Annotated in this window: 14 protein-coding genes; all 14 read left to right on the plus strand. The window is 60.2% G+C overall.

Annotated features, from left to right (window positions below):
• The first annotated feature begins 120 nt into the window (after positions 1–120).
• The 14 genes from HMCN_RS0100395 (at position 121) to HMCN_RS18085 (ending at position 11,821) form a co-directional block, all read left to right on the plus strand.
• A complete protein-coding gene (locus tag HMCN_RS0100395; RefSeq protein ID WP_025915507.1) occupies positions 121–762 on the plus strand; it encodes a terminase small subunit in 642 nt (213 codons plus the stop codon).
• Complete coding sequence (locus HMCN_RS18985; RefSeq protein ID WP_155837279.1) at positions 752–928, plus strand: hypothetical protein; 177 nt, start codon at positions 752–754, stop codon at positions 926–928. The genes HMCN_RS0100395 and HMCN_RS18985 overlap by 11 nt, the downstream gene beginning before the upstream one ends.
• Entirely contained in the window at positions 925–1,095 is a 171-nt protein-coding gene (locus tag HMCN_RS18990) for a hypothetical protein (protein ID WP_155837281.1), read from the plus strand. Before HMCN_RS18985 ends, HMCN_RS18990 begins: the two co-directional genes overlap by 4 nt.
• Positions 1,085–3,685 (plus strand): terminase large subunit domain-containing protein, encoded by a 2,601-nt coding sequence (locus HMCN_RS18080; RefSeq protein ID WP_025915508.1) that lies wholly within the window; start codon positions 1,085–1,087, stop codon positions 3,683–3,685. The genes HMCN_RS18990 and HMCN_RS18080 overlap by 11 nt, the downstream gene beginning before the upstream one ends.
• 13 nt (positions 3,686–3,698) lie before the next feature.
• Complete coding sequence (locus tag HMCN_RS0100415) at positions 3,699–5,822, plus strand: hypothetical protein (RefSeq protein WP_025915509.1); 2,124 nt, start codon at positions 3,699–3,701, stop codon at positions 5,820–5,822.
• Positions 5,823–5,825: 3 nt separating this feature from the next.
• Positions 5,826–6,797: a hypothetical protein gene (locus HMCN_RS0100420; protein ID WP_025915510.1), complete on the plus strand. Its 972-nt coding sequence runs from the start codon at positions 5,826–5,828 to the stop codon at positions 6,795–6,797.
• A 25-nt stretch (positions 6,798–6,822) separates the two neighbouring features.
• Positions 6,823–7,227: a hypothetical protein gene (locus HMCN_RS0100425; RefSeq protein ID WP_025915511.1), complete on the plus strand. Its 405-nt coding sequence runs from the start codon at positions 6,823–6,825 to the stop codon at positions 7,225–7,227.
• A gap of 164 nt (positions 7,228–7,391) precedes the next feature.
• A complete protein-coding gene (locus tag HMCN_RS0100430; RefSeq protein ID WP_025915512.1) occupies positions 7,392–8,504 on the plus strand; it encodes a N4-gp56 family major capsid protein in 1,113 nt (370 codons plus the stop codon).
• 11 nt (positions 8,505–8,515) lie between these two features.
• Entirely contained in the window at positions 8,516–9,019 is a 504-nt protein-coding gene (locus tag HMCN_RS0100435) for a hypothetical protein (protein WP_025915513.1), read from the plus strand.
• A gap of 70 nt (positions 9,020–9,089) precedes the next feature.
• Complete coding sequence (locus HMCN_RS0100440) at positions 9,090–9,461, plus strand: hypothetical protein (RefSeq protein ID WP_025915514.1); 372 nt, start codon at positions 9,090–9,092, stop codon at positions 9,459–9,461.
• Positions 9,461–10,111: a hypothetical protein gene (locus HMCN_RS0100445; RefSeq protein ID WP_025915515.1), complete on the plus strand. Its 651-nt coding sequence runs from the start codon at positions 9,461–9,463 to the stop codon at positions 10,109–10,111. Before HMCN_RS0100440 ends, HMCN_RS0100445 begins: the two co-directional genes overlap by 1 nt.
• Positions 10,112–10,114: 3 nt before the next feature.
• On the plus strand, positions 10,115–10,717 hold the full coding sequence (locus HMCN_RS16975; protein ID WP_025915516.1) for a hypothetical protein: 603 nt from the start codon (positions 10,115–10,117) through the stop codon (positions 10,715–10,717).
• Between the two features lie 9 nt (positions 10,718–10,726).
• Positions 10,727–11,119 carry a hypothetical protein gene (locus tag HMCN_RS0100455; protein ID WP_025915517.1) on the plus strand — a complete coding sequence of 131 codons (393 nt, stop codon included), beginning with the start codon at positions 10,727–10,729 and terminating at the stop codon, positions 11,117–11,119.
• A 9-nt stretch (positions 11,120–11,128) separates the two neighbouring features.
• On the plus strand, positions 11,129–11,821 hold the full coding sequence (locus tag HMCN_RS18085) for a hypothetical protein (protein WP_025915518.1): 693 nt from the start codon (positions 11,129–11,131) through the stop codon (positions 11,819–11,821).
• Positions 11,822–11,833: the final 12 nt, after the last annotated feature.

Here is an 11,833-nt window from a genome sequence, read left to right on the forward strand (position 1 = left end):
GGGCGAGGGGTGAGGAGGGACCCAGAAGCCGGTACCCAGCAAAAATTCCAGAAAATTTTCCAAAAAATATTTTCAGGAACTGATAGACTCTACGTCAAATCTATTATAGAGAGCGATAGAGTGACCAAGCGCAAAGACCCCGCTGACCTAAAAATACGCGCCAGGGACGACCTCACGATTAAACCCCGTCGTAAGAGCGCGGCCAAGAAGTCGCCGGAGGGTCAGGCCAAACGCATCGCTGCTCTGCGCAAGACCCCGACCAACGGCGGCAATGTCGCCATCATCGAAACCCACAATCCTGACCGCCCCCTGACCGAGAAACAGAAACTGTTCGTCAAGGAGTGGGCCGGCGGCGAGTCGATCCTGTCGGCCAGTTACCGCGCCGGCTATTCCGACAACGGCACAATGGCTTACCGCCTGGCCAAAGACCCAGCGATCCTAAAAATCTATAACGTCGAGAAAGCGCTCTACGAAGAGGCCAGCCAGATGACCCGCAAGAGGGTGATGGAGGGCTTCCTGGAAGCGGCCGACATGGCGCGCACTCTGGCTGACCCAACCGCCCTGACCGGCGCCTGGCGTGAAGTCGGGAAAATGTGCGGCTACTACGAACCGGTCAAACGCACGATCGACATCAACATCAGTGGCGACGTCACCATGAAGAAGTTGGAACGGCTGAGCGACGCCGAGCTGCTGCAGCTGGTCAAGGGTGAAGTCGAGGACGTGACATTTACCGAGGTAGCGGAGGCAGAAGATGACGACTAACTGTGATGGCCACGTAATCGAAGCCTTTGCCGGCCCGCATACCGGCTGGCAGCCAGTCAGCCCGAAGTACGCCACACGCGCGGAAGCTCTCGCGGTGCTGGATCGCATCCCCGACATTGGCTATGAGCTGCGGGTCTACGAATCCCTGACGAAAACAGGTCCATGAACGCGCCGAAGATGAAGTACTGGCTGACCTCGAGGCCCGGTCCCTGGCAAGCCGGCCCGTGTCCGGACCCGCTCGAGCCGGAAGACGGCACCGACGCGGTGTGGGCCGACCTGGCCCGGACGCATCCGGTTACACGCGACCAGGAAAAAGACCTGAATGATGAATAGCCCGGCAAAGAACCCGGCAGTGAGCGCCGCCAAGCAGGAGATGGCAAGCCGGATATTGTCACGCCGGAAACTTTTACCGTTTATTCAGCGCATGAACCCGAAATACACGGCTGGGTGGGTACATGAAGACATCTGCCGGCGCCTGGAACGCTTCTCAGACGACGTAGCAGCCGGTTTAAGCCCGCGGTTGATGCTTCTTATGCCTCCGAGGTCTGGGAAGCAGCTGGCAGACGATACAGCGGTCCCAACACCGGGTGGCTGGACTACCCACGGCGAGCTTAGACCTGGTGACTCTGTGTTTCATCCAGACGGGCATGTGGTGAGGGTCTTGGCGGTTTCTGACAAGACGAGTTCCGATGTCAGGGTCACGCTGTCGAACGGAGAGCAGATATTCTGCCACGAAGACCATGAATGGACCGTGTACAGCCGCGCTAGCGGTACTTGGGCGACACTGGAGACCCGCTTCCTGCTTGCTCCAGGGCGTACCGGCAAAACACGCCTCGGTGCGGCCAGGAACACGTACCAGCTCCCCATCGCCGCAGCGTTGCAATATACGGGCACTGAGTTCACCACGCACCCGTACACACTGGGGGCGTGGCTGGGCGACGGAAGCGCAGGCAAGCCGTGCATAAATGGAGCTGCCGGCGACTTCGGGATTACCGACAAGATACAAAGCCTTGGATATCCGGTTAGCGCCGTATGTCCCCACCGAACCACCGGAGTATTGACGACTTATTTCAGCGGCCCTCGCCCGAAGGTTTCCGGGCGGTTGACGAAGGAACTTCAGGACCTCGGTGTTTATAAGGACAAACACATTCCGGAATCGTACCAACGATTGACGATTCCACTCCGTCTGGAGTTGTTGGCGGGGCTTATCGACACAGACGGCTGCACCGATAAAAATGGGCGGGTTTCGTTCACGTCGGTCAATAGGCGGCTGGTAAACGACGTGATTGAGTTGTGTGAGGGGCTCGGGTTTCGCCCATATGAGCAGGAGATTCAGCCCCGCTTGAGCACGTCTGGAATCCAGGGAAAGCAAGTGTATTGGGTGGTCGGGTTCCAGCCGACGATGCCTATCCCACTCACCCTTGAGAGGAAGCAGATTCGTACTTTCGCCCCCCAGAGGAGAGTCGGCATTGTGGCGGTCGAGCGGGTTGAGAGCGGCAAACAAGGTAACTGTATCCAGGTCGATAGCCCAGACGGGCTTTATCTGGCTGGCCGTAAGCTGACGGCCACACATAACAGCGAGATCGCCTCTAAAACGTTCCCAGCGTGGCACATGGGGCGCCATTCCGACCATGAAATCATCGCCTGCTCGTATAACGTCGGCTTGGCGATGGATTTCTCCAAGAAAGTCAAGGCACTGCTCGAAGACCAGGCGTTTCAGACTGTGTTCGACATCCGGCTGGACCCTGAGAACAAGTCGTCCGAGAGCTGGGGGCTGCTCAAGCAGCCGGGGGGCTATGTTGCTGCCGGGGTAGGGGGCGGGATCACAGGAAAAGGTTGTCATATTCTCATCATTGACGACCCGGTAAAGAACGCCGAGGAGGCGGACTCCGCCACGAGCCGCGATGCGATCTGGAACTGGTACGGTTCGACTGCTTACACCCGTTTGGCTCCAGGCGGCGGCGTACTGGTGGTACAGACCTGGTGGCACGACGACGATCTGGCCGGCCGACTGCAGACCGAGATGGCCAATGCCAAAGCGGACGACGCAGATGTCGACCGCTTCGATGTGGTCAAGTACCCAGCGGTGGCCGAACACGATGAGTACCTGGACTACGACACCGACTTGATCACCTATGACGTTGCGCCGGCCGACGGCCGACTGCTCAGGAGCAAGGGTGAGGTGCTGCACCCAGCTCGCTTCGATCTGGCGAAGATGATGAAGATCAAGCGCACGTTGCCGGCCCGATTCTGGTCGGCGCTGTACCAGCAGAACCCGGTACCGGACGATGGCAGCTACTTCACCAAGGACCAATTCAAGCGCGGTCCGCTACCGCCGCTACGGAACTCCAAGGTCTACATCGCCTGGGACTTCGCGATCTCCGAACGCGCCCACAACGACTACACGGTCGGCACCGTCGGGTTGCAGGATTATGACGATGTGCTGCACGCCGCCGAGGTGATCCGCTTCAAGTCCGGCGACGCCTTCTTCATCGTCGAGTCTATTCTCAATCTTGCAAAGAGATGGTACCATCCAAGCCTGACACTGGGTTTCGAGGACGGTCAAATCTACCGTTCTATCGAAGCTCTACTAAAGAAGCGCATGCGGGAGACGAAGTTTTACCCGTCGATCGTAGTGCTCCGACCGATCACAGACAAGATGGCCCGCGGAAGGGTGCTCCAGGGCCGGATGCAGCAGGGCATGGTGAGCTTCAATCAGGACGCCGAGTGGTTCGACACGGTCAGAAACGAGATGTTGCGCTTCCCGGCTGGCGTCCACGACGATTGCGTCGACTCGATGGCGTGGATGGCCCAGATGGCGGTCGGCAGCGAGCCGCCGCAAGAGGCCAAACCCAAGCCGCCGAAGTCCTGGAAAGACAAACTCCGCGGCGGCCTGGCCGGTGCGAGTCACATGGCAGCATAACGAAAGAGCGCAAATGCCCCTCAACACCGATTTAGCGTCCAAGGTCTGGTACCGTTACCAGTATGCAAGAGAAACTGGTCATACCGACTTCGCCCGTAAAGCGAACATATGCGAGAACTACTTTCGCGGCGAGCAGTGGACCCCGGAAGACCTGGCGGCACTGAAGGCAAGCCGCCGACCGGCACTGACCATCAACAAGATCATCTCCACCATCGGCAACGTGATGGGCGAGCAGATTTACAACCGATCCGAGATCAGTTTCCGGCCCAAGTCCGGCGCCGACAGCGGTACCGCCGACATCCTGACCAAGGTATTCAAGCAGATTTCCGACAATAACCAGCTAGACTGGCGCCGCAGCGACATGTTCGCCGACGGCATCATCACCAGCCGCGGTTTCCTCGACGTCCGAATGGACTTCGGCGACGCCATGCAGGGCGAGGTACGGATCGAAAACATCAACCCGAAGAACGTCCTGATCGACAACGACGCCGAGGAACACGATCCGGACAGCTGGAACGAGGTGTTCGTCACCAAGTGGATGACCGCCGACGATATCGCAGTGCTGTATTCGAAGACCGACGCTGACCTGCTGCGCAACCGCGACGGCAGTTATTTCCCGTACGGCTACGACGCAATCGACACCGAACGCGACCGCTTCGGTAACAAGGTCAGCCTAGTCGGCAACGCGATACAGGGCCACGACATGAGCCCGGTACTGCGCAACCTGCGCGTGATCGAGCGCCAGCACCGGGTGCTGGACCGCCAGAAGCACTTCATCGACCCGAAAACCGGCGACATGCGGCCGGTACCGGCAGACTGGGACCGCAACCGCATCGCGCTGGTCAGCCAGCAGTTCGGCTACGAAGTGATCCCGAAACTGGTCAAGCGCATCCGCTGGACCGTGATCTCCGACAACATCGTGCTGCACGACGACTGGAGCCCGTACCAGCACTTCACCGTGGTGCCGTACTTCCCATATTTCCGCCGCGGCAAGACCGTCGGCCTAGTCGAGAACCTGCTCGGCCCGCAGGAACTGCTGAACAAGGTCAGCTCCCAGGAGTTGCACGTCGTCAATTCGAGCGCGAACAGCGGCTATAAGGTCAAGACCGGCGCGCTGGCCACCATGAGCATCGAGGAGCTGGAGCAGCGCGGTGCCGAGACCGGCCTGGTGATCGAAATGAACGGCAACCTGGACGAGGTCGAGAAAATCCAGCCGAACGCCACGCCGCAAGGGTTGGACCGGATCAGCTACAAGGCCGAGGAGCACATCAAGACGATCTCCGGGGTCAGCGACAGCCAGCAGGGCATGGACCGCGAGGACGTGGCCGCCAAGGCAATCCAGACCAAGCGCCAGGCTGCCAGTACCAACATGGCCAAGCCGCTCGACAGCCTGGTGCGCACCGACTTCATGTTGGCCCGCAACATCCTCGACCTGGTGCAGACCTTCTACACGGAGGAGCGCATCCTGACCATCACCCACGACCGCGATGGCGGCGGCACCGAAGACATCACGATCAACCAAACCAGCCCCGAAGGGTACGTGCTCAATGACCTGACCCTGGGCGAGTTCGACGTCACGATCAGCTCGGTACCGCAGCGCGAAACGCTGGAAGACAGCCAGTTCGACCAGGCCGTGAGCATGAAGAAGGACCTCGGCATCCAGATTCCCGACAGCTTCATCATCAAAGCCAGCCGCCTGCTCAACAAGAACGACCTCATCAAGCAGCTCGAAGCCAGCACGAACTCGCCACAAGCACAGGCCGCCGCGCAGCTGCAGCAGCGCGGGCAGGAGGCGGAAGTCGGCAAAACCGAGGCCGAGATCGCCCAGAAACAGGCCGATGCGCAGCTTAAACAGGCCAAGACCCAGAAGGAGGGCGTCGCTACCCAGAAGGACGCCCAGACCCCAATCGAGACCGGCGAGGGCGGCAACGAGGCCGAGATGATGAAGGTCCAGGCCGAGACGCAGCTGGCGCGCGAGAAGTTCCAGTTCGAGCAGCAGATGCAGCTCAAGGAGTTCGAGCTGAAGCAGCAGGAGATGCAGCAGAAGCAACAGCTGGCCCAGCAGGCAGCGGCGCAGAAGGCCGTAGCCGACCGGGTCGCACGATCACAGAAACCTAACCCTACCCAAGGAGCTTGACCCATGAAGTTTTCCAACCTGTTGAAATACCTGCTGTCCCCATTCTTCATGTTCGCAGTGGACGACGAAGGCGGCGGGGGCGGCGGAGCCGGCGAAGATCGTGGCGACACGCTGGACGCCGGCGCACCAAAAGTCGAAGACCCAATCGTCGACCCGATGAAGGATGAGAAGACCGAAGAGACGGAAGGCGACGGCGAGGACAGCAAGGAAGATGACAAGAAAGCCAAAAAGGACTCGCGCATCCCGATGGCGAGGCATAAGGAGCTTCTGGAGAAGGAGCGCGCCGCGCGCGATGCAGCAGTCGCCGAGCTGGCCAAGTACAAGCAAGGCGCGCAGGTCGAGCAGACCAATGAGGCGATCGAGGCCACCGAGACCAAGCTGGTGGCTCTGGAAACCGAGTACAACAAGCTGCTGGCCGACGGCGAAATCGACAAGGCCACCGCCAAGATGAGCGAAATCCGTCGTCTGGAGCGCACCATCGGCGATCAGAAGTCCGATATGAAGGCGCAGGCGGCAGAAGTGCGGGCGGTCGAACGGGTGCGCTACGACACCGTGGTGGAGCGGTTGGAGGCGGCATTCCCGGCGCTGAACCCGGAAGCGGAGGAGTTCGACAAAGACGCGGTGGCCGAGGTACTGGAGCTGAAGGACGCCTACGAGCTCAAGGGGTTGACTCCGAGCGCCGCGCTGCAGAAAGCCGTCAAATATGTGCTGGGCGCCGAGACCGGCCGTGAGAAATCGGCCACCGAGGTGACGCCGAACGTCGACAAGGACGAGGTCGCCAAGCTGCGCAAGCAGGAAGCCCTGAAGCGCAACATCGCAGCCGCCAAGGCCACGCCGGCCAGTACCGCGAAGGTCGGGCTGAACAACGAGGACGGCGGCGAGCTGACCGCGGAGAAGGCAATGAAGATGAGCCAGGAAGAGTTCGCCAAGCTGGATGAAAAGACCCTGGCGCGGATGCGCGGGGATAGCCTGTAGTTTTTAATTAACGACGGAGAAGACTATGCGCGTACTCAACGAACACAAAATCAACCCGGCCAACGATACCCTGACTCTTACGGTAACGGACGAACCAGGCGCGGGCGGGGCGAACCACCGCTACGAGATCACCGGTATGGACACCGGTGGAAACGCGTCAGCAACAGACGCCGAAGGGTACAAGGCGTCGTTCAGTAGACAGGTTATCTTGTTCCAGAACGGCACGATTCCCGAAAACGGTGTCAACGGCGTCACCCACGAGGTGCTACTTGCCATAGTCGCTGACCGTCTGCGCAGCTTCCAAGCCGGCCCATTCGCGTGTAAGGCCAACGCGTGCGCATTGACACATATCGAGGAAGCTCAGCACTGGCTTCAGCAACGCACCATCGAGCGCATGCGGCGCGGTGTCGAGGGCACGCACACAGTTTAATTCGCCGTCCGCTCTACAAATCTAAAATAGATTGCTTGTGCAATCTATTTTTTTGTCTTAGACTGTCGGTAACGTCATAGGCACGACACGCCTACTCCGTAGATCGAACGACACTCGATAAAGCAAGAGCAGTCTCTTCTTTAACGATTCTACGGAGGTGCCTAATGGCATTGACCAACTTCGGTCTCCTGACCAATGAACAAAAAACCATGTGGAGCCGCGACCTGTGGAAACAGGCCCGCAACCAGTCTTTCATCGGCAAATTCCTCGGCTCCGGCCCCGGCGCGCTGGTCCAGCACATCACCGAACTCAAGAAATCCGAAAAAGGCGCACGCGCCGTTATCACCCTGCTGGCTGACCTGACTGGCGACGGTATCGCCGGCGACCGCACGCTGGAAGGCAACGAAGAACAGATGCAGACCTTCGATCAGGTAATCCGGATCGATCAGCTGCGCCATGCCAACCGCCACGAAGGCCGGATGGCCGACCAGAAGTCGATCGTCGAATTCCGCGGCAACTCCAAGAACGTGCTGTCGTACTGGCTGGCGGACCGCATCGACCAGATGGCGTTCCTGACCATGGCCGGTATCTCGTATGCCAAGCGCAACAACGGCGCGACCCGCGTCGGCTCCGACCTGCAGTTCCTGGAGTTCGCCGCCGACGTAACCGCGCCGTCGAACGGTCGCCGCTTCCGCTGGGACAACACCGCCAAGGGCCTGATCGCCGCCGGTGCATCCAACGCAGTGGCAGCGACCGACACCATCGCCTGGGAAATGTTCGTGGCGCTGAAAGCAGCCGCCAAGGACCGCTACATCCGCGGCGTGATGGAGGGTGGCGAGGAAACTTACCATGCGTTCGTCACACCGTCGGTGATGGCCAACCTGAAGCTCGACCCGACTTACCTGCTGAACTTGCGTCATTCGCAGAGCCCAGACAAGAACAGCACGCTGTTTACCGGCGCCTCGGTCAAGATCGACGGCATCTACCTGCACGAGTTCCGCCATGTGCCGAACACCACTGGCGCCATCTCCGGCGCCAAGTACGGTGCTGCCGGCACCGTCGATGGCTGCCAGGTGCTGTTCTGCGGCGCCCAGGCGCTCGGCATGGCAGACATCGGCGCTCCGGAATGGGAAGAAAAGGGCTTCGACTACGAGAACTCGCAAGGTATCTCGGTTGGAAAAATCCTCGGCTTCCTGAAACCGAAATTCGGCTCGATCTACGAGAACGGCTCCGTCGAAGACTTCGGCGTGATGTCGGTCTACGTGGCTCAGAAATAAGGAGAACCAGGATGAAATTACTTGCCTCCCGCTCTGCTCAGTTCCCTCTGGTTGCGCAGATCATCGCCAGCTTCAATAACTGGGTAACGGACTCGGTCGACCTGACCGCCAAAACTCTCGGTTCTACGCCAGCCTTGTCGACAGACCCTGCGCAGGCAGGACTGACCGGCCCAGTCGCCAACACCGTCACGTTCGACTGCATCCCGCTACCAGTGGGCGCCGTAATCACCGGCGGTGAGCTGATCGTCGACGTGGCCTACGTCGGCCCGACAGCGGCGACGATCTCGTTGGGCATCGCCGGCGCTACCACCGACCTGCTCAACGCGGTCAGCCTACTGGCCACCGGCCGTACTGCGTTCACTCTGACCGGTCTGGTTACTGAGGATTCTCAGTCTACCGGTGCCAACCTGCGCATGACCCTTGCCTACACGGTGGCTAACGCTACCGCCGGTAAGTTCCGTCTACGCGTGATGTACACCGTTGACGGCCGCGCACAGGAAGTGCAGATCGCCTAAGTAACACGGTCCGGGGCGGTAGATAACTACCGCCCCGGCTTCGACCCATCTACCGTTCTGGAGCGCCGATATGAAGTTTGTTCTCAACCGCAACAAGATAATCGTGTCCTTGCAAGGCCACGCGATTGAATTCAAGAAGGGCGAGCCTACGCACGTCCCACACGCACTCTGGGCCGAGGTGCAGGCCGTCGGTGCCCTGCCGGAAGACGAACTGCCGGAAGAAATCCGCACCGCCTCAAAAGAGCCGCTGGACCCGATCGAGCGCAAGGGGCTGATCTTCGCCGCCTTCGAGCAGCTGGTCCTGGACGCCAAGCGCGAGAGTTTCACCGGCACCGGCGTGCCGCACGCCAAGGCGCTGGCCGCACAGATGGGCTTCATCATCGACAATAAAGAGCGCGATGCGCTGTGGGCCGAGTTTCAACTGGCTGACAAGGCCGAGTAATGAACAGCACCGAGCTGCGCGACCAGTTCCGGGCCGATGTGGTCGACCAGATGGAGCCTTTTCTCTGGTCGGACCCCGAGATCTATGACTATCTGGACGATGCCCAGAAGATGTTCTGCCGCCTCACCGGCGGGCTCGGTGACGCCTCCACGCTCCTGACAGTACTTAACTACACCCCAGCCTCAGACTGGGTGCCGCTTAGCGCGCTGATCCTGAAACTGCGCAACGCCTATAACGTCACCGACGGTCTGCCGATCGAGGTCATCAACTTCGAGGGCATGGCGCAGCTGCGCATCCGGTTCGACGGCCGTACCGGCCGGGTGAAGTACCTGATCACCGGCATGGAACCGGGAAAAGCACGGCTGTATCCGGCCCCGGACGCCGTCGGCACAATTCAGCTGCTGGTCGACCGCCTGCCGCTGAAGACCATCGACGATGAAGACCAGAAGCTCGAAGTAGCCGACCAGCACAAGACCGGCCTGGGCCTGTGGATGAAGTCGCGCGCCTACAGCAAGCAGGACGCCGAGACCTTCGACCGCAACAAGGCAGAAGGGTTCGAGCAGAAGTTCCGCGTCTATTGCGCCGATGCCAAGAAAGAGAAAGACCGCGCCAAGCACAAGACCAGAGTCGTTCAGTATGGGGGCCTGTAATCCATGACTGTCGAACTCGACCTCAGTATCCGTCAAGGCGCCACTTACCGCCACATCGTGCGCTGGGAGACGCAACTGATCGCCTATAAACCTATCACTGACGTCACACAGACAGCGCCTGTGGTAGTAACCGCGACGGGGCATGGTATCCCGGACGGTTGGAAAGCAGCGGTCGTGTCGGTAAAAGGCATGACTCAGATAAATGCCGCCACGCCGCCGAAGAAGGCGGACTATCGCCCGGTCACAGTACTGAGCGCGGACAGCATCGCTCTGAACGACGTTAATGCGGCCAGCTTCGCCCCTTATGCGAGCGGCGGATACCTGCGGTTCTATACACCGGCTGACCTGGCCGGATTTACCGCGCGGATGTCGATCAAGGACCGCATCGGCGGTACTGAGCTGATCTCGCTGACAGATGCGAATGCCAGGATCGTGCTCGATGATGCGGCCAAGACCATCACGCTGCTGTTGAGCGCGACCGACACCGCATCGTTCGCCTGGGCGAACGGCGTGTATGACCTCGAACTCGTTTCCGTCGCCGGCGAAGTTACTACTCTACTGAGCGGCGCCGTTTCCATCATCAAAGAAGTGACCACCACACCGTAAGGAATCAAGATGACCACAGGCTATAACGTACTGCTCCGCAACGCCCAAATGGACGCCATCACAACTTTTGCTGGCGCCGGCGCCAAACTGCGCATCTACGACGGTGCCCGCCCAGCCACAGGAGGTGCAGCGACCACGCTGCTGGCGGAATTCACGCTCGCCTCGCCGTTCGCCCCCGCAGCCGCCGCTGCTGTCCTGTCGCCCACTCTACCTGCAAACACCACAGGCGCAGCTGCCGGTACTGCGTCCTGGTGGCGCATCGTCAAGGCCGACGGCACCACACATGTGCTGGATGGCTCGGCCGGCACTTCGGCAGCCGACCTGATCCTGAACACCACGACGATCTCGGTCGGCGTGGCAGTAGCAGTGACCGCCTTCACGATCACACGCGGCAACGCATAAGGTTGACACATGGCCCTCATCATCGCAGACCGGATTAAGGAAACCTCGACCAGCACCGGTACGGGCGCGTTTATATTGGCGGGGGCTGTGCTCGGGTTTAAATCGTTCGCCAGCCGCTGCACCAGCCCGTCCGATACCTGTTACTACACGATCCAGGGAGTAGACGGCTCCGGCAATCCTACGGGCGAGTGGGAAACCGGCAAAGCCACGTACTCGGCAGCAAATACCCTGACGCGCACCACCGTCACCGCGTCAAGCAACGCAGATGCGGCAGTGTCTTTCTCGGCAGGCACCAAGCAGGTATGGCTCGACATGACGGCTTCGCAGATCGCCAGTCTCGCCGTACTGACTGCTGTGCAGACTTGGGCTGCGGCACAGATCGGCGGCGTCACCCCACTCACGGTTGCCTCGAATCTGGTGGCTGTAAATCTCGCGGCAGCCAATAACTTTTCACTGGCGCTGCAGGCGACGACCGGGCAAACACTGTCGAATCCAACCGGCGCGGTAGCAGGGCAGTCCGGGCAGATCGCCCTGCTACAGAACGCTGCACCCAGCACACTGGCATTCGGGTCGAACTGGATACCGTTTGATGGGGCGACGCCGACTGTATCGATCACCGCCAGTGCACGGAACCTGATCTCGTACTATGTCGTCAGCGCCACAGAGATATGGTTTTCGCTCAACAAGCATGGAGTGGCCTGATGCTGGGCGGAA

This window comes from Herminiimonas sp. CN (assembly GCF_000622895.1).
GTDB lineage: Bacteria > Pseudomonadota > Gammaproteobacteria > Burkholderiales > Burkholderiaceae_D > AVCC01.